Below are 21,696 nucleotides of genomic sequence, written 5' to 3' on the forward strand. Positions count from 1 at the left end.
CTGTTAGTTTGCTAACTATCAATATTGCATTGGAGGGGAATTTCAGTCAAGTTTTGAAACAAATCTTCCCAGAGTGAAAATATTTAGAGGTCGTCGATCTCGTGAGGAAGGCCAACCTCCTCACGGCGTGAGTGAACGACGGAAGCCAGTTCGAGATCATCCAGCGTGTTCAGTAGATCCTCATACAACGGTGCGGATATCAAATAAGCCACCGTTTGATCATGATTCTGCACAGCAATCGGCCCGAATCGGCTGCTTTGGATGATTGCCTCAAGTTTGTCTGCTAATTGCGCAATATCGATTGTTTCTACAGGCAAAAGCGGGGGCATCGCTTTGCTCTCCTGGTTTTCAGAACCGGAACGCTACTCCGATGTGGGCTGAAATCAGTCGGGCAATCTGTAATAAGTTTTTGCGCCAGCCCTACGCATCCCGCCCCTTGCGCAACATCACATCCAACTGATCCACCACCTCCGCCCAATCGGCGTCATCCAGAATCTCGTCGCGCAAGAACTGCGACTGGCTCTTCGTCCAGAAAAACGCATCGGCCAGATGCAGTTCGGGTTTGAGCGGGGAATGGGTGGCGATGAATTTGTCGATGTTGACCGGATCGTCGGGAAGGCCGAGTTGTTTGAACAGGGATGGCAAGCTGTGCGTTGGGCTTTCCATTGAGCAATTCCTTGATGAATGGGGTGTCTGGAAGATTATTCGCGAGCAGGCTCGCTCCCACAGGGGAATGCGATCAACCTGTGGGAGCGAGCCTGCTCGCGAAGGCGTCAGTGCAGGCGCTGCAAAACCTAATCACTCAACTCCCGCACCTCGGCATGCGGCACCATTTTCAGAAACTCCGGCATGCTCATGTGCAGCAGATAATTGTGGTTGCCCGCCTCCAGATAAATATCTTTCTGCCGCGTCAGCAACGGGTCGATGACCATGTCCAGCCCGTAGGAATCACCCAGCGGCGGCACCGCGCCGCGCTCGCAGTCGTCAAAGATGTGCGCCAGATTGCTTTCGCGAGTCAGTTGCCATTCGCCGCTGTTGCGCACCTTGCTCAGATCCAGATGACGGCTGGCCGGCAATACGGCCATCAGGTAGTGCCCGTGGTGGTCGTCGAGGATGATCGATTTCGCCACCCGCTCGGCGGGTACCCCGGCGACTCGCGCGGTTTCCAGGCTACTGGACGAATGCCGGTGAGCGACCACGTCATATTCGCAATGCGCCCGGGTCAGGCTGCTTTGCACCTTTTTTGCCATTCGCATGATGCACCTCGGTGTCGCGCGGAAGGTTGTTGCGGTGACTTTGAGTCTAGTTCGGCGCGGGATTGGCGAGGGGAAATCCGCTCACTGGACACATCCGTACATTGATCAAAATTCATACAGCGCAACGCTCAACTAGACTGAAAGTACCAGCCCATGACTCTCGCGGAGGGTCACGTGAACAGTCGTTGTTGTACGTATGTCTCGCTCCTGCTGATCAGTGGCGCTGCCCTCGCCGCTGACACCCCGTTGCCGCCGATGAGTCCGCTCGGCCTGTGGTTGATTACCCTCGGCATCGTCTTTCTGATCGCCGAAGCGGCGCTACCCAACTACGGCGTGATCGGTCTGGGCGGGATCATCATGTTTGTCATCGGCGCGCTGATTCTGGGCAACGCCGAATTGCCGATACCGATGATGATCGGCCTCGGTCTGATCAGCGCCCTGCTGTTGCTCGCGCTAGTGATTCGCGCGCTGAAAACCCGCCCGCGCCAAGCGGTCAGTGGCGACGCCGGGCTACTCGGCAGCGTGACCGCAATCACCACCGTGCAGCCGGGCGATGCCCGCAACGGTTGGGTGCAGTTGCAAGGCGAACGCTGGCAAGTACTCAGCGCGACGCCGCTGCAAACCGGGCAATCGGTGCGCGTAGTGGCTCGCAAGGGATTGTTGCTGCAAGTGGCCGCGGCTGACGCGGCGCCGCTCGGAGAGTGATCATGGGTCTGCAAATCGGTTTTGTTGCGCTGTTGTTTTTGGTGATTGCCCTCGCCGGCTCGACATTTCGCATCCTGCGCGAATATGAACGCGGTGTGGTGTTCCAGCTCGGACGCTTCTGGCAAGTCAAAGGCCCCGGGCTGATCCTGCTGATTCCGGTGGTGCAGCAAATGGTTCGGGTCGACTTGCGCACGGTCGTACTCGACGTACCGCCGCAGGATGTGATCACCCGCGACAACGTCTCGGTGAAGGTCAACGCGGTGCTGTACTTCCGCGTACTCGATCCGCAAAAGGCGATCATTCAGGTGGAAGACTTTCTCTCCGCCACCAGCCAATTGGCGCAAACCACCCTGCGTGCCGTACTTGGCAAACACGAACTCGATGAGTTATTGGCCGAGCGCGAGCAGTTGAACATCGATATCCAGCAAGTGCTCGACGCCCAGACCGACGCGTGGGGCATCAAGGTCGCCAACGTCGAAATCAAACACGTCGACCTCAACGAGTCGATGGTTCGCGCCATCGCCAAACAGGCCGAGGCCGAGCGCGAACGACGGGCCAAGGTGATTCATGCCGAAGGTGAATTACAGGCTTCGGAAAAACTCATGCAGGCTGCGGAAATGCTCGGACGCCAGCCGGGGGCAATGCAGTTGCGTTATATGCAGACGTTGAGTTCGATTGCGGGGGACAAGAGTTCGACGATTGTCTTTCCGCTGCCGATCGAGCTGCTCAAGGGCATGGCGGACCTGTCCGGCAAGTCCTGAAGAGCAAAAGATCGCAGCCTGCGGCAGCTCCTACAGGGGATCACATTCAAATGTAGGAGCTGCCGCAGGCTGCGATCTTTTCAGGCTCCACGCAATTTTTCCAAAGCTTCATAAGGCGCACGCGCACACGTCTGCACGCGTGCCTGCAACAATGCCGAAGCCTCACGGCGCTTCTCTTCTCCGTCGGCAATGAACGCACGCGAAGGCTGTTTCGCATGCCGTGTCGCTACCGCAAAAACCCGCTGCTGCTGTTCATCGCTCAAGCGAAAAAACCTCGCCAGCCGCCCCGTCATCGCTGCCGGCAATTCGCTGTAATTCACCAGAAAACCGGCCGCATCACGGCAATGCACCAAGCCCGCTTCGAGCAACCGCCCCACACGCCGCGCGATGAAATCTTCGCGCCCCTCAAACGGCAAGCCGTCCTCCAGCACGCAATCGCCGAGCATGCCCGGGACCATGTGCATGCCCGGTCGGCGCAGGTGGGAAACCGCAATCTCCAACGGGTCGCGATAGAGAAACAACCACGGCGTATCGGCAAAACAGGCTTGCAGCAGCGGCCATTCGCCGATGTTCCAGGCATCGAGTTTGATCACCAGATGCTTTTCCACACCGCGCCGGCGCTGGCCATACGCCGAAAGCAAACCGGCAATCGCGGCCTGACGTTCGGCGTCCGGTAAATCGCTGCGCAACAAGGCATCCAGCGGTGGTGGTTCGGACACCACGATGTGATCGTCGAGCTGCGCGAGCATCTGGCTGATCAACGTCGAACCGCAGCGCGAGGCATGCAGAACGAATGCGCTCGGGGCGATTCCCGGGCTTTGCGCTTGCCAAGCGGTCAACGCCGCCAATGGCGTCTGGCGCCGGAATGCCTGGTTGAACGGCAGCCGCAGCGCATCTTCGACCGCATCGCGAAAGAATGGCTGATGCAACGGCGTGTCGCCGAACCAGCACCAATCCACTTGCCATTGCCCGGCGACCGGCCAGATCCGAATGGGCAACCAGCCGTCGAAATTCAGTGGCTCCATTGTTCATTCCATTGCCGGCGACCATTGCGCATGGCCGCGCGCAATTCTTCGCGAGAAAACTCCAGACCCTGTTCAGCGGCCAGCGCCAGTGTGCGGCTGATGAATATTTGCGGATCCTGCAGCGCCTGCAACTCGGCAGACAACGCGGCATCCTCCGCCAGCCGACGCTGAAAACGTTGCAGCGCGCTATCAGACAACTCCGGCGCGGGCGTGTCCGGCAGACCTTGAGCAATCATCTGCGCCAGCCAGGCACTGGGCCGACAATCGAGGACCAGATGCACCCGCGCCGAGGTGTCACGGTTAGCCACCCGATGCGCACGTGCGAGGTCGAGAAACCAGCACTCGCCGGCCTGCATTGGCACACGCTGGCCGTCGAGCCAGAAATCGACATCGGGTGGACTGAGCAACGGAATGTGCAAGCGCAGATCGGCGTCCGGGCCATCAAGATCGTAGTCACGATGCTCATGAATCCGCCCGCCCGGCCCCAGCCGCAGGAGTCGGGCACTGACGATGTCGAGCGGCAAATCCTGCAGCGCGCGCGACCAGCGCTGATCATGCTGCCAGGCTGCGCGGTGCACCGGTTCACCACGACCGGGAGACAACTCGGTGCGCGCGTCGAGCGCTGAAATCAGCGCCACACCGCTCCACTCGCCGGAAAAATAATCCGCATTGAAATGGCTGCGCCAAGCGTCTTCGTCAATGGCCGCCAAGGCTTGCAACAGCCGCGGCAAATCCAGCGTCACCGGCAAGCGCGCGAAGGCCGGTCGGCTCATGTCCGAGGCAACACCGAACATTCGCCCAGCCAGGTCAGCAGGCGATCGAGGCAGGCGTCCACCGACTGCGCGCCGCTATCGAGCACCAGCGACGCCTGCACCGGTGGCTCGTAGGGCGCCGAGATGCCCGTAAACCCGGGCAGCTCACCGCGCCGGGCGCGCGCGTAATGGCCCTTCGGGTCACGTTGCTCACAGACTGCCAATGAAGCGCTGCACCAGACCTCGCGATAGTCGTCGCCCAAGCGACTGGCGAACACTTCACGCAATTCGGCCAGCGGTGCAATCATCGCCAGAATCACGATCTGACCGTTTTCCACCAGCAACGCAGCGAGTTCGCTGGCGCGGCGGATGTTCTCCAGCCGGTCAGCATCGCTAAAACCGAGGTCGCGATTAAGCCCGACACGCAAGCCGTCGCCATCCAGCACCACACTGTGCAAACCCCGTGCGAACAACTCGGCGTGCAACGCCTGGGCAAGTGTCGACTTGCCCGCCGCCGGCAGACCGGTCAGTAGAATCGCCGCCCCGCGATGACCGTTGCGGGTCTCGCGTTGAGTGCGACTGACACTGGCGCGCGGCGCCAGCACATCACTGCGCGGGGGCATGCGCCACCACGGGCACGGAAATATCGCCCGCCGCCCACGCCGATTCGCGATTGGCCAGCGCGGTGGCGATCGATTGCACTTCGGTCGATTGCACCTGATCCGGCAGCGGATCGAGGCCGGCACTGGCGAAGATCTGGCCGTAGGCATTGCGCAGATCGGCGTACGACAGGTCGCGCCGCAGGTCCGCTTGCAGGTTGTTCAATTCGCCCTGAATCAGCTCCAGTTCACCAATGCCCGCCGCCTGATGGCGGTTGCGCAACTGACCGACGATTTGCCCATCGATGTCCGACAGCTGTTGGTTGGTCTTGAACTGGCGCTTGGCTTCCTGATAGTTGGCGTTGGCCACATAGAGTTGGGCCAGCACGGCGATCGACATCGCCTGACGCCGGGCACTGGCGACTTCTTCGCCGGCCTTGGCGACGTTGATGGCGGCCGGTGCGGAAATCACGTTGAACAAGTTCCAGGTGACTTTGACGCCATAGTCGGCCCAGCCCTGTTCGACGAGGAACGAGTTGCTGTCGTAATGCCCCCCAGCGGAAAACTCCAGACCGGGCAGCAAGCGCAACATGGCTTTGCGCGTTTCGGCGGCGCTGATGCGCGTCTGGTAATCCTGCTCACGCAGTTCCGGGCGACTGGTCAGTGCTTCCTGCTCAAGCTTGGCCAGATCGACCTTGAGTTCAGGCACCTGATAACCGTCATCGGTGGCCAGGGTCAGGTTGGTGCCCAACGGCAGGTTGATCAGCGTCGCCAGTTCGGTTTTCGCCAACGACAGGGCGCGCCGCTGTTCTTCCAGTTGGCGCGTGGCTTCGATCAGCGAACGTTGATAACCGAGCGCTTGCACCGGGTCGCCGATACGCTGGCTGCTCATGCTTTCGCTATCACGCCGGGCGGTCTCGACCCGCGCCATCAGGCTGTCGATCTGTTTGAGCAGACGTTCGGCCGCCATCGCCCGCCAATAAGCCGAGCGCACGTCCTGGACGATGGTGTTGATGACCTTGCGTCGACGCTCCTGAACAATCAGACGCTGGTCGCCCTGCTGTTTGGCGCTGATGTAACTGACGCCGAAGTCGAGGACGTTCCAGACCATGGTCAGGTCAGCGACGTCGCGGTCGCGGTCCTGCGAGGTCGACGGCTCCAGAGACTGGGTGCCGGTGCGCACGCTCTGGCTGCTGGAAGCGTTGACGTTGTTACGCCCGACGTAACCGGCGTCCAGTGCCATGCGCGGCAGCATGTCGAAACTGGCGAGGTCGAGCTGCCGCTTGGCCAACGCTTCCTCCATGATCTTCAAACGCCCTTCGAGGTTGTATTTCACCGCGCGGGCCATGGCTTGATGCAGGGTCAACGGGCCGCGCAGCGGCTCCTGATCCTTGTACATGTTTTGCAGGTCGCTTTTGGCCCGCTGTTCACTGACGCTGCGTTCAATCGGTTCACTGGTCACTGCACATCCGCTGACCGCCAGCGCCAGCAAGCTGGCGCCGAACAACTTCTGAGTTCTTTTCATCCCTGGATCGCCCCTAGGTCCTGCACAGTGTTGAGTAGTTGTGTATTCAGGCCGAAATTTCGCTGATGCCGACCTGTTGCAGAGCCGCCGCCAGGCTGTCGACCCGGTGCTGCTCGCTGTCTTTGAGCTGTTGCAGTTGCTGCACCAGTGACGGCGCGCTGAACACGCCGCGCAGTCCTTGGGAAATATCGCCGGCCTTGAGTGAGTGGCTGCCGAATGCGTTTACCGCATCACGGTCGGCATCGCTGTTCTGGTTGAACAGGCTCGACAGCGTGCTGCTGCCGAAGACCCCGCCATCGCCACCGCCGAAACCGAGAAAACCGTGACCGCTGCCGTCACCGTAGGTGCTGTCGCTGAACACCTGGGCAATGAAGCTTGGGCTCAGCGCGCCGTGGTTGATGAAAATGTCACCGAGCGGGCGCAGGCCACTGCCGATGTCGCGTTGTTCGAACAACGGCGCGAAGGTCAGCGGCGAGCCGAGATCGCCGGTCGGTGGCGAGAAAATGATCGGTTGCAGCGGCACATTCGCTGGCAGTGGCGGCACCACCGGATCGCTGCTGCGGATCAGCGGATCCGGGATCACCACGCTAGTGGTTGGCAACGTCGGCGGCGTTGGCGGCGTTGGCGGCGTCACCAGCGGCAGCGTGTTGATCGCGTAATTATTGGAGCTGCTGACTCCGGCCCCGCTGTTGCCGGACGCATCGCTGACCCCGGCGCTGTTGACGCTGATCGCATTGCTGGCGCTGTTGACGTTGGCGTTCGGCGTCAGGGTTGCGGTCCAGGTCTTGCCGCCGTCGCTGCTGCTCAGATTGGACAGCGTGCCGTTGCCGACATTGATGTCCGACAGATCAAAGCCGCTGACCGCCTCATTGAAAGTAATGGTCACCGCCGACGTCTGACCGAGGCCGATGTTCGGGTTGGCGATCACCACCGTCGCACTCGGCCGCTCGCTGTCGAGCGCGTAATTGTTCGACACCGCGACGCTGCTGCCGACGTTGCCGGCCAGGTCGCTGACGTTGCTGGTGTCGAGCGCAATGAAGTTGCTCGGATCGGTGACATTGGCCGTCGGTGTGAACGTCGCGGTCCAGGTCTTGCCGCCATCGCTGCTGCTCAGATTGCTCAGGTCGCCATTGGTCACGCTCAGGTCGGACAGGTCGAAGTTGCTCACCGCCTCGCTGAAGGTGAAGGTCACCGTGGTGGTCTGGCCGATGCCCAGATGCGGGTTGGCGACCACAATGTTCACCGTCGGCCGGGTCGCATCGAGCAGGTAATTGTTGGAAATCGCGATGCTCGCGCCAAGGTTGCCAGCCAGGTCCTGCACCCCGGCAGTGTCGACGATGATCAGGTTGGTCGTGTCGTTGACGTTGGCCGTCGGCGTCAGCGTAGCGGTCCAGGTGATGCCGCCATCGCTGCTGGTCAGGTTCGCCAGCGTGCCGTTGGCGACGCTGATGTCCGACAGGTCAAAACCGCTGACCGCTTCGCTGAAAGTGATGGTCACTGTGGTGGTTTCACCGATGCCCAAGCGGTTGTCGGCGACCACGATGGTCGCGGTCGGCAACGCCGTATCGATGGCGAAATTGGTCGAGTCGGTGGTGCCGACGCCGCTGTTGCCGGAGGCGTTGGCCACGCCACTGTTGTCGAGGGTAATCAGGTTGGTCGTGTCGATGATGTTGGCGGTCGGGGTGAATGTCGCCGTCCAGGTGATGCCGCCATCACTGGAAGCGACGTTGCTCAGGGTGCCATTGGCGATGGTCAGATCTGCATTGGTGAAACCTGTGACCGCTTCGCTGAAGGTGATGGTCACCGTCGAGGTTTCGCCGGCCTTGAGCGCGGTATCCGCGACGACGATGGTCGCGGTCGGCACTTCGGTCTGCACCGCATAGTTGGCCGAGTTGGTGATGCCGATGCCGGCATTGCCCGCCAGATCACTGATGCCAGCGTTGTTCAGCACGATCAGGTTGGTGGCATCGCTGACGCCAATGGTCGGCGTGAAGGTGGCTGTCCAGGTGATGCCGCCGTCGCTCGACGAGACATTGCTCAGCGTGCCACTGGCGACGCTCAGGTCGCTGTTGTCGAAGCCGCTGACCGCCTCGCTGAAGGTAATCGTGACCAGCGCGGTTTCGCCCGGACGCAGATCGGTATCACTGATGACGATGGTGGCGGTCGGGCGCTGACTGTCGATCACGTAGTTGGCGGAATCGGTGGTGCCGCTGCCGGTGTTGCCCGCGATGTCAGTGATGCCGGTGTTGTCCAGGGTGATGATGTTGCTGGTGTCGGTGATGCCCGCCGATGGCGTAAACGTCGCCGTGTAAGTGATGTTGTCCGCCGTGCTCAGCCCGGAGAGTGTGCCGTTGGCCACGGTCAGGTCGGCGAGGGTCAAACCGCTGACGGCCTCGCTGAAGGTGATGGTCACGGTGGTGGTCTGGCCGACGCCCAGCGCCGAGTCGGCAAGCACCACGGTGGCGGTCGGGCGCTGGGTGTCGATGGCGTAATTGTTGGAGTTGGTGGTGCCATTGCCGGCATTGCCGACGGCGTTTTGCACACCGCTGTTGTCGAGGCTGATCAGGTTGCTCGCGTCGGTGATGTTGCTGGTCGGGGTGAAGGTCGCCGTCCAGGTGATCCCGCCGTCGCTGCTGCTCACCGCCGTCAGCGTGCCGTTGGCAATCGTCAGGTCGGCGTTGTTGAAACCGGTCACGGCTTCGCTGAAGGTAATGGTCACCAGCGACGTTTCGCCGATGGTCAGGCTGTTGTCCGCGACGACGATGGTCGCGGTGGGCGCCACGGTGTTGATGGTGAAGTTGCCGGAGTTGGTCGTGCCCGTGCCGGCGTTCCCGGCCAGGTCAGCGATACCGGTGTTGGCCAGGGTAATGATGTTGCTGGTGTCGTTGACTCCGACGGTCGGGGTGAAAGTCGCCGTCCAGGTGATGCCGCCATCGGCGCTGTTGACCGCCGTGAGCGTGCCGTTGGGAACGGTCAGGTCGGCGTTGCTGAAACCGCTGACCGCTTCGCTGAAGGTGATGGTCACGAGCGAGGTTTCGCCGGCGCTCAGGCTCGGATCGGCGATCACGATGGTTGCGGTTGGACGCTGGGTGTCGATGCTGTAGTTGTTCGAATCAGTGGTGCCGCTGCCGGCGTTGCCCGCCAGGTCGGCAACGCCGGTGTTGTCCAGCGTCACCAGATTGGTGGCATCGGTGACGTTCGCGCTCGGTGTAAACGTTGCCGTCCAGGTGATGCCGCCGTCCGCGCTGCTGACCGCCGTCAGGGTGCCGTTGGCGATGGTCAGGTCGGCGTTGGTGAAACCGCTGACCGCTTCACTGAAGGTGATGGTCACCAGTGATGTGTCGCCGATCTTCAAGGTGCTTTGCGTGAACACCACGGTGGCGCTCGGCCGCACAGTGTCGACCGCGTAATTGTTGGAATCGGTGGTGCCGACGCCGGTGTTGCCCGCCAGATCCGCGACACCGCTGTTATTGAGGGTGATCAGGTTGGTAGCGTCAGTGATGCTGCTGGTCGGCGTGAACGTCGCCGTCCAGGTGATGCCGCCATCCGCGCTGCTGACTGCGCTCAACGTGCCGTTGGCAATGCTCAGATCGGCGTTGGTGAAACCGCTCACCGCCTCGCTGAAGGTGATGGTCACTAGCGAGGTTTCACCGATTTTCAGTGCGGTGTCGGCGACCACGATGGTCGCGGTCGGCCGTGCGGTGTCGATCGCGTAGTTGTTGGAGTTGGTGCTGCCAGTGCCGGCATTGCCGGACAGGTCATTGACCCCGGTATTGTCCAGAGTGATCAGGTTGGTGGTGTCGGTGACGCTCGTGGTTGGCGTCAGCGTGGCGGTCCAGGTGATGCCGCCGTCGCTGCTGCTCAGTCCGGTCAATGTGCCGTTGGCCACCGTCAGGTCGGCGGCGGTGAAACCGCTCACCGCTTCGCTGAAGGTGATGGTCACCACAGAGGTTTCGCCTGCCGCCAGATTGGTGTCGGCAACGACAATGGTCGCTGTCGGTCGTACGGTGTCGACCACATAATTGGCCGAATCGGTGGTGCCGCTGCCAGCGTTGCCGGCCAGATCCGCCACCCCGGTGTTGTCCAGGGTAATCAGGTTGGTGGCATCGGTGATGCTGCTGGTCGGCGTAAAGGTCGCCGTCCAGGTGATGCCGCCGTCGGCACTGGAAACGTTGGTCAGCGTGCCATTGGCAATCGTCAGGTCGGCGTTGGTGAACCCGGAAACCGCCTCGCTGAAAGTGATGGTCACCAGTGAGGTGTCACCGATTTTCAGCGCCGTATCGCTCATCACGATTGTCGCGGTCGGACGCTGGGTATCGATCGCGTAGTTGTTCGAGTTGGTGGTGCCGACACCGGCGACGCTGTCGGAGACTGCCGTCACCCCGGTGTTGTCGAGGGTGATGAGGTTGGTGGTGTCGGTAAGGTTGTTGGTCGGCGTGAAGGTTGCCGTCCAGGTAATACCGCCGTCGGCGCTGGACACATTGGTCAGCGTGCCGTTGACAATGGTCAGGTCGGCGTTGGTGAAACCGTTTACGGCGCGACTGAAGGTGATGGTTACCAGCGAGGTTTCGCCGATTTTCAACGCGGTGTCGGCGACCACGATGGTGGCAGTCGGCGGTTCCACGTAAGCGGTGTTGAGCGTACCGCCGTTGTTGTAAATGCCCACCAGCGCACTCGGCGTCGTACCCGTCGAACCACCGTTCGACAGCCCGCCACCACCGCTGGCCGCGCCATTGCCGCTGATCGCGGCAAAGTTGCTCGCGGTGATCAGCACCACGCCACCGTTGTTCCAGATCGCCCCGACGCCGCGACCGCCGGCACCGCCATCGGCGCCGTTACTGCCGACCCCACCGCCACCGCCACCGCCGCCACCGGCAGCAATGTTGTTGCTGATGACCGAGTTGCCAATGACTTTCAGGGTGCCACTCGCGGCGTTGTAGATACCACCTGCCGCGTTGGCACCGACGCCGCCGACTTTGTCCCAGCCGGAACCGCCACCGCCGCCACCAATGGACAGCGTGCCGTTGCTGGCCGAACCGCCATTGCCGCCATGACTGTAACCGGCACCGGCGCTGCCGCCATTGCCGCCCACGCCACCGGTGCTGGTGCCGCCGCGGCCGCCCATGTCGGTCGGGCTGTAACCACCGCCATAACCACCGGCATTGGCACCGCCCGCCCCGCCGGCGTAGGTGCCGGTGCCCGGGCCAGAAGTACCGCCATGGCCACCGGTCTGGCCACCGATACCCGCACCGCCGCCACCGCCACCGCCGACATAACCGCCGGTCACACCGCCGCCGCCACCACCGCCGGATGCGGCGTTGGCAGTGACTGTCACGTTGTTCAGGGTAAGAATGCCGGCGTTGAAAATCCCGCCACCCATGGCCCCCGCTGCTGCTGAGCCACCATTGCCGCCATTGCCCGCCACCAGGCCTTTGGTAATCACCAGGCCGTCGAGGGTCACGGTGTTGCCGGAGGCGACTTCCACCACGCGAGTCTTGTATTGACCATCAAGGGTCACGTCGGCGACGCCATCGTTGTTCAGGTCGCCATCGACGGTGATGCTCTTGTTGATCAGCAATTCCGACGTGAGCTGAACGGTCATGCCGGAACTGAACGTGACGATGTCACCGTTCTGCGCCGACGCCAGCGCCGCACGCAACGAGCCGACGCCCGAGTTGAGGTTGTTGGTCGCCGTCCAGGTGGCCAGCCCCCACTGGTATTCGCTCATGGCTTTGCTCGACAGCACGTTGACGCTCTCGATGCTGCCGGTGGCGATTTCCAGATCCCAGTCGCCGCCAACACCGGTGCGGTTGTTCGAAGCGGCCACATCGCGCCCGGTCAACTGCGCCAGCGAATCGACGAAGCTCAAGCCGCGATCACCTTCGGCGGTGTAGCAGCCGTAGATCAGGATGTCGCCGCCAGCGTTCATGTCCTTGCCGATTTCGGCGAGGACTGCGCTGCGCTGAGCGACGTTGTCGGCAGACAGATAACTGTTGCCCAGCCACAGGTCACCGGCGTTGCCGTGGGCAATGATCTGCACCGAACTGACGCCCTGATGTTGATCGAGGTAATCGGCGATCTGCTGCAAGCCATCTCTGCTCGCGTCGAGCTTGACCACCTGCGTGCCGGGCGCGACGCCCTTGAGCAGGCTGTCGGCATCCTTCACCCGTGAATCGACGAACACCACACTCTGCCCCGGCACCGCAACGGGGCTGGCGGCCGGCGTGGCATCGGCCTGGCCGTGAGTATCCTTGCTCGCGACCGGATGATCGGCCGTCGGCGCCTTGGCCGCATCGGCAGCGGTAGGGGCATGACTGTCGGCTTGCGCGGCGGTATCGGCGACTGTCGCGGCCACCGCACCGTCGAACAGCATGCGCGGCTCCAGCGACATGATCAGCGGCGAGGCCAGCGAACGCTGACCGGCGACTGCCCGAGACTTGACCTTGGCCCCACCAAAAAGGCTCCACCACATGTTGCTCACCCGAACTCGAACGAAGGTACGTAAGGCATCAATGAAAAACGCCGCGATCAACTGATCGCGGCGTCGGTCTTCATACGAATGACATTGGCGGCGCTGGCTGAGCCATCGAGCCAAAAGGACAAATCGGCGTATTGCTTGAACAGGTCCGGCGGCAGAATCGTCCGCCGGGACTGCAACGCAACCTTGGGTTTGACCTTGTGCAGGCCGGCCAGGCCAAGGCCTTGGTCGAATTCCGGCGCGTCATAGGCCAGATGCTCGAAATCATGCTCGAACCACGGCTCGCCGATAAAGTCGTACACCAGCCGCAGCACCCGCTCCGGGGCCTGGCTCAGGAGGTCGTAATCGATGATCAGCAAAGAGTCGGCGTGCTCGCCGTAATAGGCTTCCTTGAGCGCCGCCCAGGCAAAACCGACCAGACGGTTGCGCTGAGCGAGGGTCTCGCAGCGACTGTAGACGGTGTTGCGCTCGGCGGCATCGCTAAACAATTTGGTGTTTTCGTAAGGGTTGGCGCGGTACAGCCGTTCGAGGCTGTCCATCACCCACGCCACGTTGCGCACGCAGGCAATTACTTTGGCGTTGGGGAACAGGTCGTTGAGTGCCGGCAGGCGCGAGCTCCACTGCCGGTTGGTGTCAAACACCAGCGGTTTGTCGGCCTTGTCGGCGTAGTAGGAATCGAACAGACCACGCAGCAGGCGGCGGCGCATGTCGGTGTCGATCACCGCCCCGTATTCGCTGCCGGCACTGCATTGCTCGAGGACACTGGAAAACAGCGAACCGACCGGGCTGGTCATGCCGGCGTGAAAGCGCGGGTTCTGCAAAAGAATGGCAGAAAGCAGGGTCGAGCCTGAACGCGGCAAGCCGGAGATAAAGTGGAACTGCTGCAATCCCTTCACCATGATCGGAAGTCCTTTTGTCCGTCAGAGCGTAGTTCAACGACAACCCCTGCGCCTAGTAGTGTTTTGATATCACTCAGAGCAAAAAGGACTAACTGGTTAGCTTTTAATCGCGAATGTAAAGGTGAAACGTTTTAGTCCCGATGAAGCCTGATTGCCGGCAGGCTGCGGCACGAATAATCGCGCCAGCACACCCCCCGCATGGATTTCTGCGCCGACCTTCCACGTCGCTGGCAAGGGCAGGAATTCCGCCGGTTCATCGAGGGCGCCAATCAGCCATACCCGTTCATTGCCGGCCAACTCGCTGAGGCTGTCGAGGTACACGTCAGGGGTGACCAGCGTGCCGAATCCGTATTCGTTCGGACGAGTCGCGCGGCCATCCGCAGCAGGCGGTGTAAACAAGCGCACGTGCGCGCCGCTGCGGTCGTAGTAGACGTAACTCAGGTACCAAAGCATGTCGCTGGTGACGATGCGGTCACCGGGCCGGAAATGTTGGTTGACGTAATTCACCACGCGGTCGAGCTGATCATTGCTGTCGACCGTGGCGTTGTTGTTTACGCCCACCAGTTGCACCCCGACCAGCGACACCAGCACCGCCAGCGCCAACGGCCGCACGCGGCTGTACAAACGGTCGATGGCCAATGCGGCCAACAGCGGCAGGCCCAAGGCATAGGCCGTCAGGTAGCGTTCGATAAACACCGGTGTGATGAACGACACGGCAAACACCAGCAGCAGCGGCAACCCGGTGTACAAGGCCAGCAGCACACTGCCGCGCGAGACGCTGCGATCGCGCATCACCGCCACCGCGGCGAGCATCAGCAATGTCATGGGCAGCGCAGCGAAAACCGGCCATGGCAGATTTTCGCCATCGTCCTGAATCAGCCACGACCAGAGCATCGACGGCAGCGAGCTCAGTGTCACCGGCGGTTCCCAGCCGACATCGCCACCAACCTTGAGCTGTTCCATGTGCTGCATCAGGTCAAACAGATTAGGCAACCAGGGCAGGTACAAGACGAAGATGGCCAGATTCGCCAGCCACCAGCCCGGGCGCTGAATGTGCCGGAATCGATAACCACGTTGCACGCGGATCACGCCGAGGTAGATCCAGTGACACAGCGCCGCCAGCACGGCGAAGTAGTGGGTGTAGAACGCGGCGCTCATCAGCAGCGCATAAAACACCAGGTAGCGGTGACGCTGCGGGCGCCGGATCCAGTAGACCAGCGCCAGCGTCGCGGCGATCAGCAGCAAGCCGAGCAACGAATACATGCGCACTTCCTGGCTGTAGCGCACCGCTGTCGGCAACAGCGCCAGCAACACCCCGGCGATCATCGCCGCGCGGCGCGTGGCGAGGCGGTCCACCAGCCAGATACCCAGTCCAACGGCAGCAACGCCCGCCAATGCGCTGAGGCAGCGGATCGCAAAAATCCCGTCGCCGAACAGTTCAATCCAGCCATGCAGGAGCATGAAGTACAGCGGCGGATGCACATCGAAGGCCGCGTGATGCCAGATCCCGCCCAGCGAATAGCGCGCCAGCAGCAGGCTGGAGCCTTCATCGCCCCAGACGGCAGCGGCCGTCAGATCGTAAAAACGCACGGCGGCGGCCAGCAATATCACCGGCAGCAGCCAGTGCTCTCTGGCCCAGCGAATCAGCCGCAAGTTGCCAAACCACGACCCCGGCGTTGCGTGCGGGTCCTGTGTGTCGCCCACCGGCGTAACTCTGTTGACCGCCATTGCTTCCTCTTGCCGTGCCACGAGACCACGCCTGTATCAGCCAGAACCTGGCAGTCACTCTAGGTCAGCCAGCGCCGAACCGTCGATGCCGATTTGCGCTTTCACGACATCCGGCAACGTTGGCATTCCGGGTCTACGCTCTGGCGTGGCGTGACCTGGCCACGGAGTGCCAAGGCAACAGCAGCCTGAACCCACTAGCGGCCCGCCGACAACCAATCAGAAGGATGAGGATCTTATGGACGTTTACATGGGCACTGTGATGACGTTTGCCTTTAACTTTGCGCCCTCCAACTGGGCCTTGTGCAATGGTCAGATCATGAGCATTTCCCAGTACAACGCGCTGTTCGCGTTGCTGGGTACGGTGTATGGAGGCAACGGCCAGCAGACGTTCGGGTTACCCAATCTGCAGAGTCGCCTGCCAGTCTGCCAAGGCAGCGGCCCGGGCCTCACACCGCGAGTGATGGGCGAAGTCTCCGGCGCCGAGCAAGTCACCGCCACCCTCAACAACCTGCCAAACCACACCCACACCCTGGCTGGCCTCACCGCCACCACCACCGTGCAACTGGCCAACCCGGCCAGCAACGTTGTGGGCACGCCCACGGCGACCAACGCCTACATCGGCGCATCAGGCACCGGCCCGGGGCTGGCGAATATCTACTCCGATGCCCAGGGCGCATCGCCGGTGCCCCTCAAAGGTGCCGCGACCACCATCAGCGGGACGATCACACCCACCGGCAATGGTTTGCCAATGCCGATCATGAACCCGTATCTGGTGCTCAACTTCAGCATCGCGTTGAACGGTATCTTTCCTTCGCGCAACTGACCGACCGCCGGGGGAGGCGATTCCCCCGGCTTCCATCCTTGCGGGAGCGAAACCATGCTGCAATCGGTTCAAAGCCAACATTTCCAGGCGCTGCGGGGACGAGTCGGCACCTTGCACCTGCCGGACGGCAGCGCGATGCAAATCCATATCGGCGAGCTTGAAGAAAAACCCCTGGCGAAAATGCGCTACAGCGAGCGCATGCCGTTCAGCGTCGAGCTGAACAGTCTGGAGCCAACCGAATTTGTCGATGGCCTGTGTGCGCTGGAGTTGCCGGAGCTGGGACGGGTCGACAACATCTTCGTATCCCGGGTACCACCCATGGGCCGCGACCCGGCGCTGGCTTACTTCCACATCACCTTCAACTGACACGAACCCGTGCAGGAGCTGCCGCAGGCTGCGGCAGCTCCTGCACGGGGTTATTGCGGATACCAGACCAGGCGTTCGGCGGCGGGATTGCTTTCTTCGACAGCAAATCCCAATGCCAGGTAATGCCGTCGTGCATGCGGATTGCGGGTCCAGACCACCGTCGCCACCGGGCAGCGAATCTGTTGCGCGGCTTTCTGTACGCCTTGCAGCACAGCGCGGCCATAGCCTTGGCCGCGTGCCTGCGGGATGAACGCCAGGTACAACACGCGAATTTCGTTGGCACCGAAATCCGTGCTCAATGCGCCGATGTGGCTGCCGAGTTTTTCCACCACGTAGTGCATGGCGTTGGGGTAGTTCTCGCCCATGCCCTGTTCCTGCACCTGAAATTGCTGGGCGATGACTTGCTGCACCTGCTCCTGCTCGCCATCGATCCATTGCAGATCCGGCCGCGCCGCCTGATACAGGCTCTGCAAAAACGGCCCGTCGGTTGCCCGCGCTGGCCGCACCACCAATCCCTCTGCTGCCACTGCTGCGTTATCCGTCATCGTGCACGCCCTCAGAAACCGCTTTCCCTGACCCCCAGCGCCGCCAACCGGCGCCACGCCACTCCGAGCAACGACTCGCCGCTACCCTGCAACACCACCACGCCGCGCAACGGTTGCGGCGGCGTCGAGGCATCATCCAGCGCACTGAGCCGAACGCCGTATTGCGCCTGCACCGGCTCCGCGCGCTGTTGTTGATCGCGGCGCACGGCAATCGGCCCATGGTGATCGGAGGTCAACGCCTCCTGATCAACATAGGCCACGCCGTTGGTGTCGATTTCATTCAATTGCACGGCAAGCGCCGGGTGCATCGGATCGTCGGCAATGAACCGGCCATTGGCCCCCGGCTGGATCCGCCACAGTTCGGCTTCGGCCAGATAACCGCGCAGTCGCGCGCCGTCTTCGACTACCCGCGCCAACGCATCGTGGCTCGACAACCAGCGCCCGACGCTCATGTTCGGCAGCAGATCACGCACGCTGCCGGCATGCGGTGCGCGCAGCAGCAAGCGTTCGCGCTGGGCGCTCAGCCCACGGTATTCGGCGACCGCTTCGGCCAGTCGTTGCTCAACGATGCCGGCGTCGGCGGCGGTTTCACTGCGCCCGGCCTGACGCCGCATGAGCAATTGCTGGATCTGGATTTCCCGGCGCACGATCGCCAGCCGCGATTCAAGATCCGGTGACTCCAGTTCGATCAGCACATCGCCCTGCGCGACTTTCTGTCCATCCGTAACTTTCACCGCTTTGACCCGCGCCGCCGTCGGTGCGTGCAGGGCACTGGCGCGCCCGGCTTCAAGCATGGTCGGCAACTCCACCGAACTGCGCCACGGCACACTCACCACCAGCAACAATCCGAGCAGTGCCAGCGCACTGAGCAACACGCGCGGGGCGTGCGCCTGCTCACGGCGACTCCACCACTGGCGCCACTCACGCATGATCGGCAGAAAGATGAACCACACCAGTTCCACCAGCATCAGGAAGATCCCCAACACCTTGAAGAACAGGTGATAGACCGCCAGCGCGATCCCGAAAAACAACGCCGCACGCCATAACCACGAGCCATACCCCCAGATCAGCAAACGCCGTTGCATCTTCGGCGACCAAGGCTCCGGCGCGGGTGCGCCATAGCCGAACAAAAACTCACGCAAGCGCCAGCGACACAAGGCAAACGCGCGGCCCTGCAGATTGTCGACTTCCCAGAAGTCACTGATCAGAAAATAGCCATCAAAGCGCATGAACGGATTGAGATTGATCACCAGCGTGGTGATCCACGTGGCACTGGCGAGCATGAACGCCGCCGTGCGTCCCGGCCCGTCGGGCAACAGCGACCACGCCAGCAGCGCGAGACAGGCCAGCAATAATTCGGCGAGTACGCCACCGGCACCGATCAACAATCGTGCGCGACGATCATTGACCCGCCAGGCATCGCTGACATCGGTATAGAACATCGGTAGCAAGACCATGAACGCCACCCCCATGCTCTGCACGCGACAGCCGGCACGCTTGGCCATGAACGCATGACCGAATTCGTGGCAAAGCTTGGCGAAGAACAGCGCCACACCGAACGCCAGCGCACCGCCGAGGCTGAACAGGTGCGGAAAGGTGCCGATGAACCGCTGCCAGTCCCGCGATACCAGAAACACACCCAGGGCCAACGTTGCCGGCAAACCGTAGCGCAGCAAACGCGGGCCATAACGTTCAAGCCATGGCCAGGCACGATTGAGAAACGCGTCCGGGCGCCACAGCGGAATGCGGAAGAACAGATACTGATGCAGGAGGATCTGCCACAGGCTTTGCTTTTGCGCCAGGGCCTTGAGTCGATAGCTCGCCCGCTGCTGATCGTCGAGTGCACTGATCAAATCGTGACCGCGCAGAAACTCCAGCAACTGCTCAAGCTCGCTGCCGTCCAGCGGCAGGCCCGGTTCGCGGTTGGCGGCACGCAAGACTTGTTCGGCATCGCCCAACGACCAATGACGCAACAGGCGCATTGCCGCCGTACCGAGTTTGAAATAGCGCCCGCGCACCGGATCGGCCAGGGTCCAGCGCGGCGAACCATCCAATGCCGGTGCCGCGGGTGATAATTGCAGGTCGGCACGCAGGCTCGGCAGATTCATCTACAGGCCCACGCTCTGGCGCAGACCGGCCAATGGCCGGCGCAGCAGGTACAGCGCCAGTGGCGCGCGGTCGCCGAAAATTTTCGCCGTGCCGCGCAGGCCGATCCGCGGCGGTGCATCGGCGAAATTGGCGTCGAGGCGGTAGGCCAGTTGCCCGCCCGCCGTGGGTTGCGCTTCGTAGGCCGAGCGTTCCAGCGTCGCGCGATGGCGCTGCAAGGGATCGCTGTCGAGAAACAGGGCGATTTCCGCGCCGGACTCCAGAGCAATCGCATCGCCCACCGCCAGTTCGATGCGCAGTTCGGCCTGATTCGGATCGGCGATTTCCATCAACCGTTCGCCGGTCTGCACCGGTTTGCCGGTCAAGCGCTCGGCGTCGGCGAACACCGCAATGCCGTCGCGTTCGGCGCGAACTTCGCTGCGGTTGAGCAGCTCACGGGCATAGTCGCGCTCGGCACGTTTTTGCTCGGCACGCGCGGCCAGCAAGTCGACACGCGAGCTGGATTCGGCATCGGCAAACGAACGCTGGGAATTGGATTTCAGTTCGGCTTCGGCCACACCCAGCGCACGCTCGGCGACATCGGCCTGCGCCTTCAGCGTGGTGCTTTCGAAACGCACCAGGACATCGCCGGTTTTCACCGTCTGATTGGGTTTGACCAGAAACTCGGTGATCACCCCGTCCAGCGGCGCCGCCACCACGCGCCCGCCCAGCGGCACCACTTCCGCCGGCGCCAGTACCGATTGGCGCACCGGGATGAACAAGCCGAGCAGCAACAGCGCCACCAGCGCCACCTGACGTTTGCGCGTCCAGCGCAGCCGCCACGGTTTGCGCGGTTGCAGCGCCAGCCAGGCGTGGCTGTAGGTGTCGCCCAGTTGCGACAACAGAACCTGTTCGGAGGGGTTCCACGGTACGTCGCGCGCCAGCCACAAACCGCCAAAAACTTGAGCGTCGCGATCTATCAATGGCAGCCAGAACACCTGCGCGGCGGACAAATCGCGCCAGTCCGCCTGAATCGATTCGCTGACCCATTGCGGCGCAATCACCCGTGCCTGCTTCAGCAGATCCTGCTTGAACAACTGCGCCACGGCCTGTTCGACGAAGGCCACGAACGGCGCGTTCGGCTCCACCGCGCTGATCCCGGTCACGGCTTGCACCTTACCGGCGATCAGCAACGCCGCATGGCGAAAACCAAACAGCGCCTGACCGTCATTGACCAGGCTGTAGGCCAGTTGTGCAGTATCGCGGGCGGCGCGGGTCTGCCGTTCAAGATCAAGAAACCTGGCGAACACCTGCTCGGCGCCGCCACTCACCGGGGCGTTCACTTGAGCTCCGGAAAGCGCGCCGTACCGCTCATGCCGGCGAGCAAGCCTTTGGATTCCGGCATCGTCGCGACCAGCAACAAGGTCTGACTGCCCTCATCGATACGCGCACCAAGGCGCTTGACCGTGGCGTCAAGCGGCTGGCCTGTTTCATCGGGAACGAAGCTGAACGTCTGGCCGGGTTTGAGCCTGGCCATCCAGCGCGAGGGCACCAGCAAATGAATTTCCAGGGTGCGGTTATCCACCACATCGAGCAGTGGCGCGCCGGCCGGCACGCTTTCGAAACGTTGCACCTTGCGCTCGACCACTTGCCCGTCGAACGGCGCGATCACGCTGCAACGTTTGACCTGCACCTGATAAACCTGGGATTGCGCCTGGGTTTCGCTGACCTTGGCCTCGGCCCGCGCCACTTCAAAACGCCCGACGGAATTCAGTGCGGCGAGTTGCTTGTTGTGCGACAACTCTTCGCCGGCACCACGGCTGGCGGCCTGCGCGGCGTTGAGTTGCGCCTGATAGGCCGAGCAGTCGAATTTTGCCAGCGTATCGCCCTTCTTGAACGACTCGCCCTCGCTGAACGGCAACTCGACAATCCGCCCGGACAGCTCGCTAGCCAGAACGGCCTGATCGCGAGCGCGAAGCACGCCCCGCGCTTCACTGCTCGAAGCCTGCGCACCCGCCGCGCCTTGATCCAGCAGCGGATCGTCTGGCCCGGGCGTTTGCGCCTGAACTGCACACGTAACCAAGGTCAATCCAATAACCCAACCACGAAAACGCTGCATGACCGCTACTCCCTGACGGATGTGCGGAGT

General features: G+C 62.3%; 18 protein-coding genes. 4 read left to right on the forward strand and 14 right to left on the reverse strand.

Features of this window, described 5'->3' with window-relative positions:
- Positions 1-83: 83 nt before the first annotated feature.
- The 3 genes from QOL84_RS18515 to QOL84_RS18525 form a co-directional block, all read right to left on the reverse strand.
- Entirely contained in the window at positions 84-329 is a 246-nt protein-coding gene (locus QOL84_RS18515) for a hypothetical protein (RefSeq protein ID WP_283438121.1), read from the reverse strand.
- A 91-nt stretch (positions 330-420) separates the two neighbouring features.
- Positions 421-666: a DUF2789 domain-containing protein gene (locus tag QOL84_RS18520; RefSeq protein WP_283438122.1), complete on the reverse strand. Its 246-nt coding sequence runs from the start codon at positions 664-666 to the stop codon at positions 421-423.
- Between the two features lie 128 nt (positions 667-794).
- Positions 795-1,256, reverse strand: coding sequence for an aminoacyl-tRNA deacylase (locus QOL84_RS18525; RefSeq protein WP_283438123.1), 462 nt, complete (start codon positions 1,254-1,256; stop codon positions 795-797).
- Between the two features lie 153 nt (positions 1,257-1,409).
- On the opposite strand from QOL84_RS18525, the gene QOL84_RS18530 reads away from it, so the two are divergent.
- Both QOL84_RS18530 and QOL84_RS18535 read left to right on the forward strand, forming a co-directional pair.
- Positions 1,410-1,961, forward strand: coding sequence for an NfeD family protein (locus QOL84_RS18530; protein ID WP_283438124.1), 552 nt, complete (start codon positions 1,410-1,412; stop codon positions 1,959-1,961).
- A gap of 2 nt (positions 1,962-1,963) precedes the next feature.
- Positions 1,964-2,722, forward strand: coding sequence for a slipin family protein (locus QOL84_RS18535; protein WP_129387349.1), 759 nt, complete (start codon positions 1,964-1,966; stop codon positions 2,720-2,722).
- A gap of 80 nt (positions 2,723-2,802) precedes the next feature.
- Here QOL84_RS18535 and QOL84_RS18540 read toward each other — a convergent pair whose 3' ends face one another.
- The 7 genes from QOL84_RS18540 to QOL84_RS18570 all read right to left on the reverse strand — a co-directional run bounded on the left by QOL84_RS18540 (position 2,803) and on the right by QOL84_RS18570 (position 15,728).
- A complete protein-coding gene (locus QOL84_RS18540) occupies positions 2,803-3,747 on the reverse strand; it encodes a sulfotransferase family protein (RefSeq protein ID WP_283438125.1) in 945 nt (314 codons plus the stop codon).
- Positions 3,735-4,520 (reverse strand): aspartyl/asparaginyl beta-hydroxylase domain-containing protein, encoded by a 786-nt coding sequence (locus QOL84_RS18545; RefSeq protein ID WP_283438126.1) that lies wholly within the window; start codon positions 4,518-4,520, stop codon positions 3,735-3,737. The genes QOL84_RS18540 and QOL84_RS18545 overlap by 13 nt, the downstream gene beginning before the upstream one ends.
- Entirely contained in the window at positions 4,517-5,122 is a 606-nt protein-coding gene (gene cysC, locus QOL84_RS18550) for an adenylyl-sulfate kinase (protein ID WP_283438127.1), read from the reverse strand. Before cysC ends, QOL84_RS18545 begins: the two co-directional genes overlap by 4 nt.
- Entirely contained in the window at positions 5,106-6,623 is a 1,518-nt protein-coding gene (locus QOL84_RS18555) for a TolC family protein (protein WP_283438128.1), read from the reverse strand. The genes cysC and QOL84_RS18555 overlap by 17 nt, the downstream gene beginning before the upstream one ends.
- Positions 6,624-6,669: 46 nt before the next feature.
- Entirely contained in the window at positions 6,670-13,095 is a 6,426-nt protein-coding gene (locus tag QOL84_RS18560; RefSeq protein WP_283438129.1) for an Ig-like domain-containing protein, read from the reverse strand.
- A 56-nt stretch (positions 13,096-13,151) separates the two neighbouring features.
- A complete protein-coding gene (locus QOL84_RS18565) occupies positions 13,152-13,997 on the reverse strand; it encodes a sulfotransferase family protein (RefSeq protein WP_129396077.1) in 846 nt (281 codons plus the stop codon).
- A 99-nt stretch (positions 13,998-14,096) separates the two neighbouring features.
- Positions 14,097-15,728: a glycosyltransferase family 39 protein gene (locus tag QOL84_RS18570; RefSeq protein WP_283438130.1), complete on the reverse strand. Its 1,632-nt coding sequence runs from the start codon at positions 15,726-15,728 to the stop codon at positions 14,097-14,099.
- Positions 15,729-15,963: 235 nt separating this feature from the next.
- Between QOL84_RS18570 and QOL84_RS18575 the strand changes: the two genes are divergently transcribed.
- Positions 15,964-16,551 (forward strand): phage tail protein, encoded by a 588-nt coding sequence (locus QOL84_RS18575; protein ID WP_283438131.1) that lies wholly within the window; start codon positions 15,964-15,966, stop codon positions 16,549-16,551.
- Between the two features lie 54 nt (positions 16,552-16,605).
- Positions 16,606-16,917, forward strand: a complete 312-nt coding sequence (locus QOL84_RS18580; RefSeq protein ID WP_283438132.1) for a DUF6916 family protein — start codon at positions 16,606-16,608, stop codon at positions 16,915-16,917.
- 50 nt (positions 16,918-16,967) lie between these two features.
- On the opposite strand, the gene QOL84_RS18585 is transcribed toward QOL84_RS18580, so the two are convergent.
- Genes QOL84_RS18585 through QOL84_RS18600 form a run of 4 tightly spaced genes read right to left on the reverse strand, consistent with a single transcriptional unit; the run spans position 16,968 to position 21,666 of the window.
- Positions 16,968-17,462, reverse strand: coding sequence for a GNAT family N-acetyltransferase (locus QOL84_RS18585; RefSeq protein ID WP_283438133.1), 495 nt, complete (start codon positions 17,460-17,462; stop codon positions 16,968-16,970).
- Between the two features lie 11 nt (positions 17,463-17,473).
- Positions 17,474-19,570: a site-2 protease family protein gene (locus tag QOL84_RS18590; RefSeq protein WP_283438134.1), complete on the reverse strand. Its 2,097-nt coding sequence runs from the start codon at positions 19,568-19,570 to the stop codon at positions 17,474-17,476.
- Positions 19,571-20,890, reverse strand: a complete 1,320-nt coding sequence (locus QOL84_RS18595) for an efflux RND transporter periplasmic adaptor subunit (protein WP_283438135.1) — start codon at positions 20,888-20,890, stop codon at positions 19,571-19,573.
- A complete protein-coding gene (locus QOL84_RS18600; protein WP_283438136.1) occupies positions 20,887-21,666 on the reverse strand; it encodes an efflux RND transporter periplasmic adaptor subunit in 780 nt (259 codons plus the stop codon). The genes QOL84_RS18595 and QOL84_RS18600 overlap by 4 nt, the downstream gene beginning before the upstream one ends.
- Between the last annotated feature and the right edge of the window lie 30 nt (positions 21,667-21,696).

This window comes from Pseudomonas helmanticensis, from assembly GCF_900182985.1.
In the GTDB taxonomy this organism is placed as follows: Bacteria; Pseudomonadota; Gammaproteobacteria; order Pseudomonadales; family Pseudomonadaceae; genus Aquipseudomonas; species Aquipseudomonas helmanticensis.